The 18,401-nt window shown below is 64.2% G+C and carries 18 protein-coding genes, 1 tRNA gene and 2 pseudogenes; 15 read left to right on the top strand and 6 right to left on the bottom strand.

Annotation, left to right across the window (positions count from 1 at the left end):
* Positions 1 to 22 precede the first annotated feature (22 nt).
* A complete protein-coding gene (locus D1F64_RS16200) occupies positions 23 to 1,789 on the bottom strand; it encodes an acetolactate synthase 3 large subunit (protein ID WP_117413270.1) in 1,767 nt (588 codons plus the stop codon).
* A 632-nt stretch (positions 1,790 to 2,421) separates the two neighbouring features.
* On the opposite strand from D1F64_RS16200, the gene D1F64_RS16195 reads away from it, so the two are divergent.
* The 9 genes from D1F64_RS16195 (at position 2,422) to D1F64_RS16155 (ending at position 6,627) form a co-directional block, all read left to right on the top strand.
* Positions 2,422 to 2,497, top strand: a tRNA-Lys gene (locus tag D1F64_RS16195).
* Between the two features lie 234 nt (positions 2,498 to 2,731).
* Entirely contained in the window at positions 2,732 to 3,370 is a 639-nt protein-coding gene (locus D1F64_RS16190) for a TetR/AcrR family transcriptional regulator (protein ID WP_117413269.1), read from the top strand.
* The gene (locus D1F64_RS16185) at positions 3,367 to 3,975 is read left to right on the top strand and encodes a dihydrofolate reductase family protein (protein WP_117413268.1); all 609 of its coding nucleotides are present in this window, start codon (positions 3,367 to 3,369) and stop codon (positions 3,973 to 3,975) included. The genes D1F64_RS16190 and D1F64_RS16185 overlap by 4 nt, the downstream gene beginning before the upstream one ends.
* A 58-nt stretch (positions 3,976 to 4,033) precedes the next feature.
* Entirely contained in the window at positions 4,034 to 4,513 is a 480-nt protein-coding gene (locus D1F64_RS16180; protein ID WP_117413267.1) for a VOC family protein, read from the top strand.
* A 30-nt stretch (positions 4,514 to 4,543) separates the two neighbouring features.
* Positions 4,544 to 4,948, top strand: a complete 405-nt coding sequence (locus D1F64_RS16175) for a DUF1428 domain-containing protein (RefSeq protein WP_117413266.1) — start codon at positions 4,544 to 4,546, stop codon at positions 4,946 to 4,948.
* 2 nt (positions 4,949 to 4,950) lie between these two features.
* Positions 4,951 to 5,394, top strand: a complete 444-nt coding sequence (locus D1F64_RS16170; protein WP_117413265.1) for an SRPBCC family protein — start codon at positions 4,951 to 4,953, stop codon at positions 5,392 to 5,394.
* A 102-nt stretch (positions 5,395 to 5,496) separates the two neighbouring features.
* On the top strand, positions 5,497 to 5,862 hold the full coding sequence (locus D1F64_RS16165) for a hypothetical protein (RefSeq protein ID WP_117413264.1): 366 nt from the start codon (positions 5,497 to 5,499) through the stop codon (positions 5,860 to 5,862).
* A 143-nt stretch (positions 5,863 to 6,005) separates the two neighbouring features.
* Entirely contained in the window at positions 6,006 to 6,287 is a 282-nt protein-coding gene (locus D1F64_RS16160) for a type II toxin-antitoxin system RelE/ParE family toxin (protein ID WP_117413263.1), read from the top strand.
* Between the two features lie 64 nt (positions 6,288 to 6,351).
* Complete coding sequence (locus D1F64_RS16155) at positions 6,352 to 6,627, top strand: HigA family addiction module antitoxin (protein ID WP_117413262.1); 276 nt, start codon at positions 6,352 to 6,354, stop codon at positions 6,625 to 6,627.
* Positions 6,628 to 6,637: 10 nt separating this feature from the next.
* Here D1F64_RS16155 and D1F64_RS16150 read toward each other — a convergent pair whose 3' ends face one another.
* Positions 6,638 to 8,191, bottom strand: coding sequence for an adenylate/guanylate cyclase domain-containing protein (locus D1F64_RS16150; RefSeq protein WP_248304788.1), 1,554 nt, complete (start codon positions 8,189 to 8,191; stop codon positions 6,638 to 6,640).
* 149 nt (positions 8,192 to 8,340) lie between these two features.
* The gene (znuA, locus tag D1F64_RS16145; protein WP_117413260.1) at positions 8,341 to 9,282 is read right to left on the bottom strand and encodes a zinc ABC transporter substrate-binding protein ZnuA; all 942 of its coding nucleotides are present in this window, start codon (positions 9,280 to 9,282) and stop codon (positions 8,341 to 8,343) included.
* A gap of 219 nt (positions 9,283 to 9,501) precedes the next feature.
* Here znuA and D1F64_RS16140 point away from each other — a divergent pair, with 219 nt between their 5' ends.
* From D1F64_RS16140 to D1F64_RS24730, 6 genes and pseudogenes are all read left to right on the top strand, one after another.
* On the top strand, positions 9,502 to 10,380 hold the full coding sequence (locus D1F64_RS16140) for a metal ABC transporter ATP-binding protein (protein WP_117413259.1): 879 nt from the start codon (positions 9,502 to 9,504) through the stop codon (positions 10,378 to 10,380).
* Positions 10,370 to 11,196: pseudogene (locus D1F64_RS16135) on the top strand (metal ABC transporter permease). Before D1F64_RS16140 ends, D1F64_RS16135 begins: the two are co-directional and overlap by 11 nt.
* Positions 11,193 to 11,621, top strand: coding sequence for a Fur family transcriptional regulator (locus tag D1F64_RS16130; RefSeq protein ID WP_117413258.1), 429 nt, complete (start codon positions 11,193 to 11,195; stop codon positions 11,619 to 11,621). Before D1F64_RS16135 ends, D1F64_RS16130 begins: the two are co-directional and overlap by 4 nt.
* Before the next feature lie 12 nt (positions 11,622 to 11,633).
* Positions 11,634 to 12,917, top strand: a complete 1,284-nt coding sequence (locus D1F64_RS16125) for an adenylate/guanylate cyclase domain-containing protein (protein WP_117413257.1) — start codon at positions 11,634 to 11,636, stop codon at positions 12,915 to 12,917.
* 80 nt (positions 12,918 to 12,997) lie between these two features.
* A complete protein-coding gene (locus tag D1F64_RS16120) occupies positions 12,998 to 14,083 on the top strand; it encodes an isocitrate/isopropylmalate family dehydrogenase (RefSeq protein WP_117413256.1) in 1,086 nt (361 codons plus the stop codon).
* A gap of 31 nt (positions 14,084 to 14,114) precedes the next feature.
* A pseudogene (locus tag D1F64_RS24730) lies at positions 14,115 to 15,083 on the top strand (Ldh family oxidoreductase); the annotation flags it as partial.
* 117 nt (positions 15,084 to 15,200) lie between these two features.
* On the opposite strand, the gene D1F64_RS23515 reads toward D1F64_RS24730, so the two are convergent.
* The 3 genes from D1F64_RS23515 to D1F64_RS16105 all read right to left on the bottom strand — a co-directional run bounded on the left by D1F64_RS23515 (position 15,201) and on the right by D1F64_RS16105 (position 18,387).
* Positions 15,201 to 15,656 carry a GNAT family N-acetyltransferase gene (locus D1F64_RS23515; RefSeq protein WP_248304787.1) on the bottom strand — a complete coding sequence of 152 codons (456 nt, stop codon included), beginning with the start codon at positions 15,654 to 15,656 and terminating at the stop codon, positions 15,201 to 15,203.
* 136 nt (positions 15,657 to 15,792) lie between these two features.
* Positions 15,793 to 17,244 (bottom strand): HWE histidine kinase domain-containing protein, encoded by a 1,452-nt coding sequence (locus tag D1F64_RS16110; protein WP_248304486.1) that lies wholly within the window; start codon positions 17,242 to 17,244, stop codon positions 15,793 to 15,795.
* 216 nt (positions 17,245 to 17,460) lie between these two features.
* Positions 17,461 to 18,387 carry an AraC family transcriptional regulator gene (locus D1F64_RS16105; protein WP_117413253.1) on the bottom strand — a complete coding sequence of 309 codons (927 nt, stop codon included), beginning with the start codon at positions 18,385 to 18,387 and terminating at the stop codon, positions 17,461 to 17,463.
* Positions 18,388 to 18,401: the final 14 nt, after the last annotated feature.

The following is an 18,401-nucleotide window of genomic DNA, read 5'->3' as shown; positions in this document are numbered from 1 at the left end:
TTCTCAAGCTTTCCTGATCGGGTCAGACCAATGCCTTGCCTTCGTCGGAGATGGCATTGGCCACCGCTTCGTCGGAGGCGTCCTCGGGCAGCAGCATTTCGTTGTGCGCCTTGCCCGAGGGGATCATCGGGAAGCAGTTGGCGAGATTGGCCACGCGGCAGTCGACGATCACCGGTTTGTTGGTGCTGATCATCTGCTCGATCGTCTCGTCCAGATGGCTCGGCTTCTGCACCCGCAGGCCGACGCCACCATAGGCCTCCGCCAGCTTGACGAAGTCCGGCATGGCCTCGGTGTAGGAATGCGACAGCCGGTTGCCGTGCAGCAGCTGCTGCCACTGGCGCACCATGCCCATGTACTGGTTGTTGAGGATGAACACCTTGACGGGCAGCTCGTGCTGAATGGCGGTGGCCATCTCCTGGATGTTCATCTGCACCGAGGCGTCGCCCGCGATGCAGCAGACCAGCGCGTCGGGATGCGCGACCTGCACGCCGATGGCGGCGGGAAAGCCGTAGCCCATGGTGCCCAGGCCGCCGGACGTCATCCAGCGGTTGGGCTGCTCGAAGCCGTAGTATTGCGCGGCCCACATCTGGTGCTGGCCGACTTCCGTCGTGATGTAGGTGTCGCGGTCCTTGGTCAGCTCATACAGCCGCTGGATGGCGTATTGCGGCATGATGACGTCTTCGTTCGGCCGGTATCCGAGCGACTTGCGCTCGCGCCAGGTGCCGATCTGCGTCCACCAGTTCTTCAGGGCCGCCTTGTCGGTGATCGGCGACGACGTGCGCCAGATGCGGACCATGTCTTCCAGCACGTGGGCGATGTCGCCGACGACCGGAACGTCCACGTGGACGTTCTTGTTGATCGACGAAGGATCGATGTCGATGTGGATCTTGATCGAGTTGGGCGAAAACGCGTCGACGCGGCCGGTGATGCGGTCGTCGAAACGCGCGCCGATGCAGACCATGACGTCGCAATCGTGCATCGTCATGTTCGCTTCATAGGTGCCGTGCATGCCCAGCATGCCCAGCCACGCGTCGCCGGACGCGGGATAGGCGCCCAGGCCCATCAGTGTCGAGGTGATCGGGAAGCCGGTCAGTTTGACCAGCTCGCGCAGCAGCTGGCTGGCCTTGGGACCCGAATTGACGACGCCGCCGCCGGTGTACAGGATCGGACGCTTGGCCGAGGCCATCAGTTCGACGGCGCGGCGGATCTGGCCCATGTCGCCCTTGATCTGCGGACGGTAGGTCTTGTGCGCGACGTGGGTCGGGCCCTCATAGACGCCGGTGGCGAACTGGACGTCCTTGGGAATGTCGACGACGACGGGGCCGGGGCGGCCGGTGGTGGCGACCTGGAAGGCCTCGTGCAGGACGCGCGGCAGATCCTCGATCCGGCGCACCAGCCAGTTGTGCTTGGTGCAGGGGCGGGTGATTCCGACCGTGTCGCATTCCTGGAAGGCATCGTTGCCGATCAGCGGTGTCGGCACCTGACCGGTGATGCAGACCAGCGGGATGGAATCCATCATCGCGTCGGTCAGCGCGGTGACCATGTTGGTCGCGCCGGGGCCCGAGGTAACGAGGACGACGCCCGGCTTGCCGGTGGAGCGCGCATAGCCCTCGGCCGCGTGGCCGGCGCCCTGCTCGTGCCGCACCAGGATGTGCTGGACCTCTTCCTGCTGGAAGATCTCGTCGTAAATGGGGAGTACCGCGCCGCCGGGATACCCGAACAAATGCTCGACCCCGTGGTCTTTCAGCGCCTGCAGCACCATGGCGGCGCCCGTCATCTCCCGTGTCATCGTCCCGTTCCTTGCGATGCGCCCGAAGGCGTTCAGTTTCGATCGTCGTTTGGTGCCGGATGTCCGGCGGCGTTCAGGCAATAAAAAAGGGCCCCCGGAGGTGCCCTGCATGCGCGCCTGCATTCCCGACGGGGATCAACCCATCGTGGAGGCGCGCCTTCCTACTACAAGAATGACCTTCGAAAAGGTCGACGTCATGCCGGTCATGATCTGTCCATCAAGCGCCGCGCATCCGCGCGGCAAATCCTCAAGTGTGTGGTCCCGATACATGCGACGGCGCAAGGCCGCCTGAGCGCAAAGCGGGAACGTGGCGGCACCCTAGTGCGGTGAAAAATGGCGGTCAAGCGCTAAATGGCGGATGTTGCGCCGGTTGGCCCAAAGGCTTGCCGATTGTTGCGTGTCATCGTTTGCGCCATTGTGGTTACCGCCGGACGCAGGCGCGCGGGACGCGCGCCGCCACGCGCAAGTTGTCCCCAACCATGATCAAAACCCGCGCCAATGTCGATTTCCGTGCTTGCACTCCGGTCAAGCCATGGATATATACCGGCTCACGTTTCGCGCGGCGCCAACCAACCGCCGCATTTTTCGGTTCTCCGCCACACGGGCAGCGAGCCATTCGCGAGACGTAAAGTGGGTGTGTAGCTCAGTTGGTAGAGCAGCTGACTCTTAATCAGCGGGTCCACGGTTCGAGCCCGTGCTCACCCACCATTTTCCTTTCCTTTGTATTTCAGGCGATCGTCAGGCGGCCTTCAGCCGCAGGTCGGTATCCGTGTCGTGATGCCGGTTGGCAGTTCTTCCTCCGGATTCAGGATCGCAAGGTCCCGCCGCTCTCCTCGCCATCCAGGCAATCCCAGGTCTGTCTCCTGCCGCAGCGGTGTTTGATTTCATGTATATTGACACCATACCGACTAGTTGGTATTTAAAAGAATGAGGGAGTGGTCGATGGTGAAAGTGGCAAAACGGAATGCGCGGGCGAAGCTGCTGGACGCCGCTTTGTCGGTGATCCGGACGAAGGGGTTTGCGGCCACCACGGTCGACGAGCTCTGCGCGGCCGCCGGCGTCACCAAGGGGGCGTTCTTCCACCATTTCAGGAGCAAGGACGAACTCGGCGTCGCCGCGGCCGATTTCTGGTCGGAGATGACGGGACAGCTCTTCGCGCAGGCGGCCTATCACGGCCACGCCGATCCGCTGGACCGGGTGCTCGCCTATGTTGATTTTCGCAAGGATCTGCTGCAGGGCGGGGTGCCGGAGTTCACTTGCCTCGTCGGCACCATGGTGCAGGAAACCTATGAGACCGCGCCCGCGATCCGCGACGCCTGCGCGCGCAGCATCACCGGCCACGCCGCGACGCTGGAAGCCGATATCGAGGCCGCGATGCGCGCGCGGAACATGACGCCGGAGTGGACGGCCAAATCGCTCGCGCTGCACACGCAGGCCGTCATCCAGGGCGCCTTCATTCTCGCCAAGGCGACCGGCGGCGCGGAACTGGCCGCCGACAGTATCGATCATCTGCGCCGCTACATCGAGATGTTGTTTGGCGCGCGCGCCGCGGCGCATGGCACGGGAGACATCGCGCAATGAGGACGGTCAGGATCATCGAACACATCTCGCTGGACGGCGTGATCCAGGCTCCGGGCGGGCCCAGGGAGGATCCCGAGGGCGGGTTCGGACACGGCGGATGGGCCATGCCGCATTCGGATCCGGCGGTGGGCGAGGCCATCGGCACCGCGCATGGCGCGCGGTTTGATCTGCTGCTTGGTCGGCGCACCTATGATATTTTTGCGGGCTACTGGCCGCGCCAGACCGGTCCCATGGCGGACAGCCTGAACGCGGCGACGAAACACGTCGCGACCCACAGGCCGGAGAGCCTCGCCTGGGGTCCGGCCGAGGAGCTGGGCACCGACATTGTCGCGGGTCTTCGCCGCGTCAAGGCGACGGACGGCCCCGACCTGATCGTCTGGGGAAGCTCGACGCTGGCGCCCGTGCTGCTCGAACACGGGCTCGCCGACGTGGTCCTGCTGCTCGTCTGTCCGATCGTGCTCGGCACGGGGAAGCGCTTCTTTTCGGACGCGCCTCCGCGCGAACTGGCGCTCGTCGACACCAAGGCCACGGCCTCGGGCGTTCTCATCAGCACCTACAGGCCTGTCGGTCCCTTGCGGACCGGGTCCTTCGAGGACGCGGCGTAAATCGGATATCGCCGCCTGCCGCAACACCTTCGCAAACTCAAGTCCAGGGAGGCTCTTCATGACGGAACTCGTGACCTGCGTGTGGTTCGACCACGGAGAAGCAAGCAAGGCAGCAAACTTCTACGCCGCGACCTTTCCCGACAGCTATGTGGGCCGGTCGAACGCCGCGCCCGGCGACTTTCCCGGAGGGCGCGAAGGCAGCGAACTGACGGTGGAATTCACCGTGCTCGGGCAACGGTTCATCGGCCTGAACGGCGGGCCGATGTTTCAGCCGAACGAGGCGGTGAGCTTCATGGTCGTCACCGAAACCCAGGAAGAGACCGACCGCTACTGGAACGCGATCATCGGCAACGGGGGCGCCGAGAGCGCCTGCGGCTGGTGCAAGGACCGCTGGGGCTTCTCCTGGCAGATCACGCCCAGGCGCCTGCTGGAGCTTACGACGAGCGCCGACGGCGCCGAGGCGAAGCGTGCGTTTGCGGCGATGATGGAGATGAGGAAGATCGATATTGCGGCACTCGAGGCCGCGGTCGTGGACTGAGCAAGACCCGGAACGTGAGGGAGGGATGAGATGAGCTATATCGACGGATTTGTGATTGCCGTTCCGACGGCGAACCGGCAGAAATTCATCGAGCACGCAAAGGCTGGCGACGGCGTGTTCATGGACCTTGGCGCCACGCGCGTGGTCGAATGTTGGGGCGACGACGTGAAGGACGGCAAGGTCACGGACTTCCGCAGGGCCGTGCAGGCAATGGACGACGAGACGGTCGCCTTCTCCTGGATCGAATGGCCCGACAGGGCAACGCGGGATGCGGCGTACGCGATCATGGCCGAGTGGATGAACAATCCGGAAAAGGCCGACCCGCGCATGAACCCCGAAACCAACCCGATGCCGTTCGACGGCAAGCGGCTCATCTTTGGCGGGTTTGCGCCGCTGGTCGACCTTGGTGGCGGTGTCCAGGACAAGGAGGCGTGATCATGCCCAACACCGTCACGCTGCATCGCGTCTTCGCCGCCAGTCCCGAAAAGCTCTATCGGGCCTTCGTGGAGCCTGACGCCGTGGCAAGCTGGCTGCCACCGTTCGGCTTCACCTGCACTGTGCATGAGCTGGACGCAAGGGAAGGCGGCCGGCACCGGATGTCCTTCCGCAATTTCACGACCGGCGACAGCCATGCCTTCGGCGGCACCTACCTGAAACTCGTGCCCGGCGAGACGCTGGTCTACACGGACACGTTCGACGACCCCAACCTGCCGGGCGACATGACGGTGACGGTGAATCTGAAGGCCGTGTCGGTCGGCACCGAGCTGACCGTCGTCCAGGACGGCATCCCCGACGTGATCCCGGTTGAGGCCTGCTATCTCGGCTGGCAGGAGTCCCTGCGCAAGCTCGCGCGCCTCGTGGAGCCCGATATTCCTCATTGAGCGGTGGGCCACGCCGCATGACCTTCATGCCGCCGGCTGGCCGCGCGCCGTGTTGACAGCATTCGCAGGTGCGGCGACGGTCGGGTGATCCGGGAGGCTCACATGGAATTCAATGAGGCGCGCGTGCGGGGTGCTCTTTTCAGGTCCTGGTTATCGGCGAGCGCCGTGCAATGGACACCCGCCAACCCGGCACTGGGACAATGCAATGTGACGGCGGTCGTCATTTTCGACCTGTTCGGCGGCGACATCCTGCGCACGCGGCTTGGCGACTGTTACCACTACTATAACCGGGTCGACGGGCGGGCCGTTGACCTGACCGACAGCCAGTTCGCCGCTCCGGGTGCGCTCTTTGCGCGACCGGATCCCTATGATGATGAGCCGGCGTCCCGCGCCGCCGCGATGAGTGGCATCGCGCAGAGGGAGTATGACGCGCTCCGCAGCGCCCTGTCCGGGTTTCTCGCGGATTAGGTCGAGCGCTTTCAATCATCCTTGCTCAAATACGCGACGATGCGCTTCGCACGGTCATAAGGGCGGATTGTATCAGGGTGTGATACACGTCTGTTGATCTTCGCTTTGTATCATATTATGATACAGGTCGATCGAGGCGAGGGATGATCCGGTCTTACAAGGGCAAGATGGTTCTGGCGGTGGCGGTTGGAAGAGCCGCGAAGGGGTTTCCTACCGATCTCGTAAAACCGGCCATTCGCAAACTGACGATGATCGAGTATGCGGCCGCGCTCGGCGACCTTCGTTCTCCTCCCGGCAACCGGCTCGAAAAACTGTCGGGCGATCGGGTCGGCCAGTACTCGATCCGCATCAACGACCAATGGCGGATCTGTTTCGTTTGGACAGACGGCGGCGCCGAAGAGGTCGAAATCGTTGACTATCATTAGCCGGTGCACTTGCCGAAACAGGAGCCTGAGCCATGCACGCTAAGACGCGCCCAATACTTCCCCGGTGCACCCGGGGGAGATTCTGCGCGAGGAGTATCTGCTTCCGATCGGGATGAGCGCCGGCGCTCTGGCAAAACGGCTCGGCGTGCCCCGCACGCGTATCGAGCGGGTCGCCACGGAACAGACGCCGATCACGCCCGACACCGCGTTGAGGCTTGCGAAATTCTTCAAGACGACGCCCGAGTTCTGGATGAACATGCAGACCGGTTACGACATCAAGATCGCGGCCGCCGCCAAAGCCGAGGAGATCGCCGCTATCCCGACGTTCGAGGCCGCCTGATGCCGCCCGCCTACCCATCCCCCTTCTTCTGCTTCAACGCCTCGAGCATCGACGCCAGCATCTCGGCGGTCTGCTCTGCCTGTTCCGAATCGAGGCGGTTGATGTCGAGGAACAGCCGCACGCCGTCGGCGCTTTCGTTGAAGAAGCCGCTCTCGTTGGTCAGCCCTTCCGTGTGGATGTCTTCGACCCGGTAGGGCACCACGTCGCGGCTGATGCCCTTCAGCCGGATCGGCTCCATGGCGCTGGCGCGCACGTGGTCCTCGACCAGCGCGTAGGTCTCGTAGCTCATGACGATGCCGCCAGGTTCGGCGATGGATTCCAGCCGCGCGGCCAGATTGGCCTCCGCGCCGATGATCGTGTAGTCCATGCGGTCCTCGGAGCCGAAGTTGCCGACGTTGCAGTAGCCGGTGTTGATGCCCATCCGCGCCTGCAGCGGCTTCTCGATGCCGCGCCGGCGCCAGTCCGCGTTCAGCGCCACCATCCGCCGCTGCATCGCGATTGCCATGTTGAGGCAGGCCAGCGCATCTTCCTCCGCGCCCATGGTTTCCGGATCGCCGAAGAAGGCGAGGATCGCGTCGCCGATAAACTTGTCGACAGTCGCGCCGTGTTCGGTGGCGATCTTCGACATCTCCGTGAAATATTCGTTCAGCAGCGTGGTCAGTTCCTCCGGCTGCAGCCGTTCGGAGGAGACGGTGAAATCCTTCAGATCCGAGAAGAAGATCGTCAGCTTCTTGCGCTCGGTGGAGATCACCACGTCGCGTTCGCCGGAGAAGATGCTTTTGTAGACCTGCGGCGAGAGATATTTCGAGATCTTCATGGAGACGGAGGCGAGGAATGAGTTGGCTTCCTCCAGCTCCATGTTCATGCGCCGGAAGTGCAGCGCCTGACGGATCTGCAGCCCGGTGAAGGCAAAACCGAAGAGGCCTGCGCCGGCGAAATAGGTCAGCAGGTATTTCAAAGACCAGATGTTCTCCGCGATCGGCTGGGCGATGCTGATCGCCTGGATGCCGCGCACATCGCCCACCTTCCAGTCGCGATTGGGGCTTTCGGGATGCGTGTTGTGGCAGGCGACGCAGGCCGCCCCCATGATGACCGGTGCGGCGATGCGGATCTTGCGGTCGAAGATCGAGCCGGTGATCTCCGTTTTCACGGCCTTGGGATCGCGGCTTTCCCGGAAGGCGGCGAGGGCGCTGCTCTCGAAAGCATCTAGTTGGTGTGCGGCGCGGTTTGCGAACTGCTGGTCGGAGACGAAGCGGTAGCCGATGTCTTCTTCCTGGCCGCCGATCACCTCGGCCATCTCGATCGACAGGGTGGCGGGGATCGGAATAGCGCCAGGGATCGCCTCGTAGTTGTGCGCCGCCTGCGTCGTGCCGTTGGCGGCGAGCACCCGGCCGACCACGTTGCGCGCGTAGTAGCTGCGGATGCCGGTGATCATCGTGTTGAGGCTGGTCGCCTGGGCGTTCAGTGACGCGTCCGATAGATTGCGCAGGTCAAGCCAGACGGCGACCGGCAGCAGTACCAGCGCCGCCACCACCATCACCGCGATCCACTGCGGCTTGCTCATGAAATAGCGCCACAAAGCGTCCATGGTCCAACCTCACGCGGCCTGAACAGCGGGCTCGCCGCGCCGCTGTTCAGGCAAGTTGTGTCTCGTCGCGTCAGGATAGGCGGCACGGCCGATTCTGGGAATGGGAAAGGCGCGTGCCGTTTCGCTCAGTCTTTTCCGGATAGGCAATCGCCGAGTGATTTGGCCATCTGGCGGATCAGCGTGAAATACAGATCCGGACCGTTGGCGATCGTCGCACCGAGCGGGTCGAGCGTGCCGGAGCGGGCCTCCGTGCCCTCGGTGACCACGGAAATCAGCTTCGGCTCGAACTGCGGCTCCGCGAACACGCAGGTTGCCTCGGTTTCCTCGATCTTGTGGCGGATCTCGACCACGCGGGCCGCTCCGGGGATTGCATCTGGGCTGACGGTGACCGATCCGGCCGCCTGAAGGCCGAAACGGTTTTCGAAATAGTGGTAGCCGTCGTGGAAGACGACGAAGGGTTTTTCGCGGACCGGTGCAAGCATGATCTCGACCTCGGTGGTCAGGTCATCGAGCCGTACCATCAGCGCATCGGCGTTGGCTTCGTATTTGATCGCGTTTTCCGGATCGGCCCGCGCCAGAGCCTCTTCGATCGCCTGCGCGAGCACCTTGGCGTTGTGCGGGTCGAGCCAGATGTGCGGGTCCGTCTCATCGTTCCCGTGGTCGTCCTTTTCCTCGTGCTCACCCTCATCCGCATGGGCTTCGAACGCGCCGCCCTCGCGGAACGCTAGCCGCGTCAGCCCATCGGTGTCCATGAGTTCGACGATCGCCGCGTCGGTCGCGAGGCTTTCAAGCGGCTTTTCCAGAAACGCTTCCAGTTCGTGCCCGACCCAGAACACGACTGCCGCGTTCTGGAGATCCCGCGCCTGTGACGGTTTCAGCGAATAGGTGTGCGGGGAGGCCGCGCCATCGACGATGATCGCCGGTTCGCCGACACCTTGCATGACGCTTGCGACGAGGGAATGGATCGGCTTGATCGAGGCAAGCACGGCCGGATCAGCCGCGGATGCATGGGTGGCCGCGGCGAGCAGGGCCGCAGAGCCCATCACGATGGAACGGAACGCAGTCATGGAAACCTCGATGTGCGATTGAAGATGGATGCGGGACGCTTATGTAATGTTATGTCATTACATGAATTGCGTAACGGTATAACGTGTGCCATATAGATCGGCAAGCCTTGGCTCGCTGTTTTTTTCGACCGTGAAAACCCGCTGCCGCGGTGGCTGAAGCCCGCGGCTTCCGCCCCGCCGTCCGACGGTGACTGCCCTGCAACCGACTGGATCCGTCCGATGCTCAGTCCCTCTCCCGTTCTCGTGTCGCTGCGCAATGCGGGTGTTTATCGCGACGGCCGCTGGCTGGTGCGCGGGGTGGACCTGTCGGTGTCGCGCGGCGAGATCGTTTCGCTGATCGGGCCGAACGGGTCGGGCAAGTCGACCAGCGCCAAGATGGCGCTGGGCATTCTCAAGCCGGACGAAGGGGAGAGCGCGCGCGCGTCCGGAGTGGTGGTCGGATACGTACCGCAGAAGGTGTCGATCGACTGGACCCTGCCGCTCACGGTCGAGCGCTTCATGCGGCTGACCTCGAAGCTCCCCAAGGCCGAGCTGGAGGCGGCGCTCGCCAGCACCGGCATCGCGCATCTGGCGCAAGCGGAGGTGCGGCATCTGTCGGGTGGGGAGTTCCAGCGCGCCATGCTGGCGCGCGCCATTGCCCGCAAGCCGGATCTGCTGGTGCTGGACGAGCCGGTGCAGGGGGTGGATTTTTCCGGAGAGATCGCGCTTTACGAGCTGATTTCTGGAATCCGCGAAAGGCTGGGCTGCGGCATCCTGATGATCTCGCACGATCTGCACGTGGTGATGGGCGCCACCGATCAGGTGATCTGTCTCAATGGTCACGTGTGCTGCAAGGGCGCGCCGAAGATGGTCGCCGAAAGCGCCGAATACCGCCGGCTGTTCGGCGATCGCGCGGCGGCGACGCTGGCGGTCTACGAACACAACCACGACCACACCCATCTGCCGGACGGCCGGGTGAAGCACGCCGACGGCACGCTCACCGATCATTGTCATCCCGAGGATGGGCATCATCATGACGGGCATGACCACAGTGGTCATGATCATGCCGCGCATCTCCATGGCGGGCACGGGCTAAAGGAGGGTCGCGATGCTGGATGATTTCTTCGTGCGCGCGCTCATTGCCGGGGTGGGCGTGGCGCTGGTGGCCGGCCCTCTGGGCTGCTTCATCGTCTGGCGTCGGCTGGCCTATTTCGGCGACACGCTGTCGCACGCGGCGCTGCTGGGCGTGGCGCTGGCGTTCCTGTTCCAGATCAACATCACGGTTGCGGTCTTTGCGGTCTCGGCCGCGGTGTCGCTGCTGCTGCTGACCCTGCAGCGGCGAGGAACCCTGTCGTCGGACGCGCTTCTGGGTCTACTGGCGCATTCGGCGCTGGCGTTGGGACTTGTCTGCCTGGCCTTCATGACATGGGTGCGGATCGACCTGATGGGCTTTCTGTTCGGCGATATCCTTGCGGTCTCCAGGCTGGACATCGCGCTGATCTACGGCGGCGGCGCGCTGGTCATCGCGGTGTTGTGGCTCATCTGGCGACCTTTGTTCGCCTCTACTGTCAATCGCGAGATCGCCGAGGCCGAGGGCATGCGCGCGGACGTTTCCAATGTCGTCTTCATGCTGCTGATGGCGCTGGTGGTGGCGATTTCCATGAAGATCGTCGGCGTGCTGCTGATCACCGCGCTTTTGATCATTCCGGCCGCCACCGCGCGGCGGTTCGCCCGCGGTCCCGAGCAAATGGCCGTTATCGCGGGGTTCATCGGTGCGGCGGCCGCGGTCCTGGGCCTGTTCGGCTCGCTGGAATGGGACACGCCCTCCGGCCCTCTATCGTCGTTGCCGCGCTGGGGCTGTTCGTCCTCAGCCTGACGCCGCTGGCCGGCCTTGTCACGCGCCGGCGTCTTGTTTCCGGGAGCCGCCCGTCATGACCGACCACATCCACAGTGCCCATCACACCCATGATCGGCCGCAACTGACCAAGAATCAGGCGCTGGTGTTCGGCGCACTGGAGCACGCGGTCGAGCCGCTGAGCGCCTACACGATTCTTGATCGCCTGCGCGACAGCGGGTTCCGCGCGCCGCTGCAGGTCTACCGGGCGCTGGAAAAGCTTGTGGAACTCGGCATGGTGCATCGGCTGGAAAGCCTCAATGCCTTCGTCGCCTGCAGTCATCCCGAGTGCGGGACCCATGCGACCATGGGATTCGCCATTTGCGACAAGTGCGGCAAGGTCACCGAGTTCGCCACCGAATCCGTTGCAGGTCAGCTCCAAGACTGGGCGCGGTCGCAGGATTTCGCACTGAAAAAGACCACCATCGAGTTGCGCGGTCTGTGTCAGCTCTGCCAGGCGGCGTGAGGCGTTCGGGTCGTGGTGGCACGGGATCGCGACCGGCCCGCGGATGAGCCGACTGACGAGCCGTTCCCGCTCCGGCGCCATTTCCGGCGGCGCTTCGTTCCCGCGTTTGTTGTGTTCATTGCGGTCTTCCTGTTTCTCGTCGCGCTGAGCGCCTGGAGCGTGGCGGAGCATATCTATCTGGAACTGGCGGAACGCCGGGCCGAGACCATCGCCCGGGCGGTTGCGGAGCAGACGCCTGAGGGATGGGAGAACCTGATGCGCGGTCGTCGAGTCGCCGGTGCGGACGACGGCCTGGAGGAAGCCTTCCGTGCCGAGGTGCGGGAACATCAGTTTAGTGATCTGAAGGTCTATGATCTCGATCGCAAGGTGCTGTTTTCCACAAACGCCGCGCAGATCAACACGATCGAGGAGGGGGCCGCGCTTCACCGAGTGATCGAGGACGGGGAGCCGCTCGTCGATTCGGCGATCGCGGCTGACGGCAGCACTCAATTCGAGCTCTATGTTCCCTTGCACGATGATTTGGGCGCACTGCGCGCCGTGTTCGAGCTCTATGAGCCGGTCGGCTATCTGAATGGGATCGTGCTGCGCGCGGGCGCGATCACCGTGGTCGTGCCCGGCGTCCTGCTGCTCGTGCTGGCACTGGCGCTGGGTCATTTGGTGAGAGCCGCCCAGAGCGATATCGATGCGCGCAACCGCGCCCTGATCGAGCTGCGCCGGCAACTCGAGACGTTCGTGTCCGGGTCCGCCGTCTCCGCCGCCCGCAAGGCGAAGGGTGAAGGGCCCATCGCCTCGGAAAAGATCGTCACCACGCTGCTGTATTCGGACATCCGCCGCTTCACCGATTACGCCGAAACCCATACGCCGGAAGAGGTCGTGGCATTCCTCAACGAGATCATGAGTGTTCAGGTCGCGGCGGTGGCGGAACACGGCGGTGATGTGGACAAGATGATCGGCGATGCGCTGCTGGCGCGCTTTGATGGCGGTGAGGGAGCGGCGCACGCGGTGGCCGCCGCGCGTGAGATCCTGCGCGTGGTGGCGAAGGGCGGCTACCCGCGAAAGCTGGGCATCGGGGTCTATCGCGGCGAGGTGATCCTCGGCTCTATCGGACCGGCCGCGCGCAAGGACTTCACGGTGATCGGCGACAGCGTGAACATGTCGGCGCGGCTATGCTCGGCGGCCAGTGAAGGGGAATTGGTCGTGGACGCGGCCTTGGCGGACGACGGTTTCGGCCCGCCGGAGACGTTGCGCGTGAAGGGACATCGCGAGCCGCTCACGGTTCGGCGCTGGAAGGTGTGACATCCGGTCTTGGCGCGTCTCCGATTTCCGGCTAAACCATAAAAGAATACATCGGTATACAAAATGAAAGGCGCAGCCCGATGCCGCGATCCCCATCGCCCGCGACCGTCGACCTTCTGGTTCTGGAAGGTGACGGAATTGGGCCGGAAATCACCTCCGCCACTCTGGACGTGCTGCGCGCAGTGGATAGTCTTCTGGGTCTTGGCTTGCGCTTTGAACGGGCCGACATCGGGTTCACCGCGCTGAAGGCTTCGGGCACCACTTTTCCCGATGCTGTCGAGGCGCAGGCCCGGGCCGCCGATGGCGTGATCCTCGGGCCGGTGTCGCACAACGACTATCCGCCCGTCGCCGAAGGCGGGGTCAATCCGTCGGGTCTGCTGCGCAAGCGGCTCGATCTCTTCGCCAACATCCGCCCGGCGCTGACCTATGACAATCTGCCGCCGCGCTGCGGAAAACCGGTGGATCTGGTCGTGGTGCGCGAGAACACCGAGGGCTTTTACGTCGATCGCTCGATGTTTGCCGGCCCCGGCGAATTCATGCCCGACGAGGACATGGCCTTGGCGGTGCGAAAGGTCACCCGAAAGGCCTCCATGCGCATCGCGGAAGCCGCGTTTCAGCTCGCCATGGAGCGGCGGCGCAAGGTCACGGTCGTGCATAAGGCCAATGTGTTGCGGCTCTCCGACGGGCTGTTTCTCGACTGCACCCGTGCGGTGGCGCGGCGCTATCCGGAGGTCGAGGTCGAGGAACAGCTGATCGATGCGATGGCGGCGCTCCTGGTGCGTGACGCCAGCCGTTATGACGTGATCGTCACCACAAACATGTACGGCGATATTCTTTCTGATCAGGCGACGGAAATCGCCGGCAGTCTCGGCATGGCCGCCTCGCTCAATGCCGGTGAGGATCATGCGGTCGCCCAGGCGCAGCATGGCTCGGCGCCCGGGATTGCCGGGCAGGACAAGGCGAATCCGTGCTCACTGATCGGTTCGGCCGCCATGCTGTTGCGCTGGCTCGGCCAGCGGCGCGAGGCGCCGGCGCTTGCCGAGGCGGCGGAGCGCATCGAGGCGGCGGTGGCGCGCGCGGTGGGTCGGCCCGAGACGCGCACCGCGGATCTAGGCGGACCGCTGGGAACCAGGGCCTTCACGCAGGTGCTGATCGGTTTTCTGTAGGAATCCGGCATCCGCCCGTGCGGATGCCGGCATGAATATTTTTGGGGAGGAAACAGCCGTGGCCGCCAACACCATACCGATCGCGCCGGAAGCGGCGACGTCATTCGCCCGCGATCTTCTGGGCCGCGCCGGACTTTCGGCCTCCGACGCGCAGATCGTCGCCGAAGCGCTGGTGCTCGCGGATCTTCGCGGGGTCGACACCCACGGCATCGCGCGATTGCCGATCTATCTGGGCCGCTTGCGCGACGGGCGGGTGAAGACGGCACCAGCGATGGTTCTGGACAAGCCAACGCCGGTGGCCGCGAGCCTCGACGGCGACAACGCTCTGGGGTTTCTCGTCGGGCGCCGCGCCATGGATGAGGCGATCGCGATGGCCTCCGAGTTCGGCATCGGAATGGTGTCGGCGCGCAACTCAAACCATTTCGGCATGGCGGCGACCTATGTGCTGCAAGCGGTCGAGGCGGGCCATATCGCCTTTGTTTTCACCAATGCGTCGCGTGCCATGCCGCCGTGGGGCGGGCGCGAGCCGTTGTTCGGCACCAGCCCCTTCGCCGCCGGCGCGCCCTCGGGCAAGGAAATCCCCTTCGTCCTCGACATGTCGCCTTGTGTTGCGGCGCGTGGAAAAATCCGCAGGGCCGAACGTCAGGGCCTGGAAATTCCCGAAGGTTGGGCGCTGGATGCAACAGGCCGCCCGACAACAGACCCAACGGCCGCGATGAAAGGCGTCGTTCTGCCGATCGGCGGCCCGAAGGGCTCGGGACTGGCAATGCTGATGGACATCATGGGCGGCGTGTTTTCCGGCGCGGGCTTCGCCGGCGGCGTGCGTGACCAGTACAAGGAAACCGAGCCGCAGAATGTCGGGCACTTCTTCATGGCGATCAAGCCGGGCCTGTTCATGAGCGATGCGGATTTTCGCGCCCGGATGGATGTTCTGGTGCAGACGGTTCACGGCGCGCCGTTGGCCGACGGTTTCGATGAAGTGCTCGTGCCCGGCGAAATCGAGGGTCGCCTTGAGGCGGATCGCCGCAAGAGCGGTATTCCCTACGCGGAGCGCGACCTTGCCTTGCTGCGCGCGACGGCCGCCGAATTCGGGGCGCGGCGCTGGCGTGACGGCGCCTCACCGGCTCGCCCTTTCGAAATCCTCGCGCGACAGCGTGTAGCGAAGATGGGGCGTGTCGGCCCGCCGTGTCATCGCGGCGGCGCGCAGTCCGAGTTTTTCCGCCACCCGGATCGATGCCGTATTGGCCGGATTGATGCCCGCTACGATGCGCGTCAAGGCCAACTGTGTGAACGCATGCGCGATGACCGGGCGCGCCGCCTCCGTGGCGAAGCCTTGTCCCCAGGCGGATCTTTCAAGACGCCAGCCGATCTCGACCTCGGGTCCGACGGTGTCTTCCGGGATGAGAAGGATCCAGCCAAGGAATGCGGCGTCCCCTATGCCGCGGAACACGCTCCAGTAGCCCAGACCCGCGGGATAGGGTCCGCGCGTGCGTTCCACGACAAAAGCGCGATGCGCGTCTTCGTCGTTCCAGGGGCCAAGTACGAACCGGGTGACCAGCGGGTCGCGGTCCATTGCCATGCAGGCGTCGGTGTCGGCGAGCGCGCGCGGCCGCAGAACGAGACGCCGGGTGCTGAAGGGCGGCAGGGTCACGGCTTTTTCCCAGGTGGCCACGCGACGGCGGTGTCGGCACACACCCGCGCCATGCCGGTCACGAGTCCCCGTTGTTGTCAATCTGGTGCAGGTTTTCGATCGGCGCGGTCAGGGTGACCTCCAGACCCTCGGGATCATAGCGGACGTCGATGTCGGCGCCGAAGTCCGCCGTCAGCGTGCGGCTGATCAACTGCGACCCAAAACCCTTTCTGGTGGGCGGTGTCACGCGCGGACCGTCGTGTTCTTTCCAGTGGAACGTGAACACCGGCTCGCCGTTCGCGGATGTCTCGTGCCAGTCGATGTCGACCGTCCCGCGGTCGTTGGACAAGGCGCCGTATTTGATCGCGTTGGTCGAGAGCTCGTGGATGGCGAGCGCCAGCGACAGGGACTGCTTGGAGCCGAGGGTGAGAGGCGGGCCGGACACCCGGAAGCGGTCGTCACCGGTGCGGTGCGGAGCGAGGGCACTGTCGACGACCTCCATGATCGGGGCGGTTGCCGAGGTGGCGGCGGTCAGGATGTCATGCGCCTTGCCGAAGGCCCCGAGACGGTCCTGGAAAATCTTGACGGCGGCGTCCGCGCCTGCGCCGCGTAGCGTCTGCGACGCGATCGCACTGACGATCGCCAGCGTGTTCTTCACCCGGTGCTTCAATTCGTTGTTGATCAGCCGCAAGTGGGCTTCCGCCCGCACCTGTTCGCTCACGTCGATGCCTTCGACGAAAATTCCGCTCACCACGCCGTTTGTCTCGATGATCGGCTGATAGACGAAGTCGATATAGATTTGTCGTGTCGCTTCGTCTCCGCTGTTGTGAAGCGACAGCGGCATGCGCTTGCCGACGCGCGCTGTTCCGGACTCGAAGGCGTCGTCAAGCAACTCGAACAATCCCTGGCCCTCGAGTTCGGGCAGGATGTCGCGCATGGGCCGGCCGATGAAGTCGCGTTCACCGATGAGCGCGCGAAACGCGGCGTTGGTGAACTCGAAGACATGATCGGGTCCACGCAGGATCGTCATGAAGCCCGGCGCCTGATCGAAATATTGCGTCAACCGCTTTGTGTGGTTCTTCAGCGCCTCGTTTGCCAGGTGCTGGGCCGTGACGTCGTTGCAGATCACGAGCACGCCGCCGATGCCCTCTGCCGTATCGATCGGCCCATAGCTGTAGGTCCACCAGACATCTTCCCGCTGGCCGTGGCGGGTGATCGGCACCAGCCGGTCCTCGTCCCAGGTCGAACCCTTGCCGGACATCACATAGTCGATCTGTGGACCGATGATGTCCCAGATCTCATCCCAGCAATCGCGGCCGCGCTGTCCGAGCGCGCTGGGGTGGCGTTCCGGCCCCATCGTTTTGGCGTAGGCGTCATTGTAGAGCTGAATGAGGTCCGGACCCCACCAGATGAACATCGGATGGTTGGTATTGAGCATCAGCCTGACGGTCACGCGCAGGCTCTGCGGCCAGTTGTCCGGCGGTCCCAGTGGCGTGGCGGACCAGTCGTAGGCGCGTATTCGGGCTCCCATTTCGCCGCCGCCGGACAAGAAATCAGGTGTGCTTCTCGCAATGTCCATGCCTGGCGACCTTCAAAGCCATCGCTGATTCAGGGAGGAGCAGCGGGATGATCGGCTTGGCAAAACCCGCAAGTCTTTTCCCATTTATTCCGGTATTCCGCGCCTCATGTCCAGCGGTCTTTCGCGGGCACGTATCGTGAACGCCTGCGGATTGTTCGCCGGCCAACGTCAAGGCCAGTCGGCGAAACTTGCAGGCGAGCTCGACAGCCGGCGGGCGCCGGGCGCGGTCATGAGTTTCCTGTATTCGCCGGGACGAATGCCGGTGGTGCGCTTGAAGAAGTTACTGAAATGCGCGGGATCGCGGAACCCCAGGGAATGGCTGAGCTGCTCGATGGTCATCGCGGAGCGTTCCAGCCGCAGCCCGGCCTCGCGCGCCAGCCGTTCGGCCACCAGTGCCTTCGGAGTCTTGCCGAGTTCGCCGGTGCACACGGCGTGCAGGCGGTCGGAGGAAATCCCCAGCGTGTCCGCGTAACCCGAGATCTTCCAGTGCTCGCGGAAGTGCATCTCCACCAGTTGGCGGAACCGCTGCAAGAGATGCGATCGCGCGCCGTGGCTATGCAACGCCACTTCCTCGACGCCGGAAATCCGCATCATTGCCACCAGGATAATCCGCAGGTGTGCCGACAGCAACATCGGTGAACCCTTCTGGGGCTGCCGAAGTTCGCGCAGCAGGGCCTCGAAGCTCATCGTTATGTCGCTGCGCAGTGTCCGTTGTCCGCTCAGCGACAGCAGCATGCTGCGGTCGACCATGTAACGCAGATGCACCGCCTCGGCCTGGTCGCCGATGGCGTCGACAATGATCTCATTGCCGATTTCGGCCAGAAATCCGGTGGCGCCGGCCGCGGTCTGCAGCCGGACCGGTTGCCCGCCGCCTAGCCACAGCAGCACGGGCGCGGTCAGTGCGAATGTCTGGTCTTCGGATTCTGCCTCCCCGGCGCCGTCGCTGAGCAGGACGATCTGGCGGTTCGATATCGCGTCGCTGCGATTGAGCGACCACACCCTCGGCTGAAGGCCGCAAGCGATGGGCTCCGCCTTCATCGCGAGCGGGGAGGATGCGGAAATCGGGCCCTGGGAATGGCTGAATTGCTGTTCCATGACAGGTACTCTTG

It is taken from the genome of Breoghania sp. L-A4 (assembly GCF_003432385.1).
Classification (GTDB): domain Bacteria; phylum Pseudomonadota; class Alphaproteobacteria; order Rhizobiales; family Stappiaceae; genus Breoghania.
The sequence above is the reverse complement of the archived record's forward strand: the minus strand, read 5'-3'. Positions and strand labels throughout refer to the sequence as shown.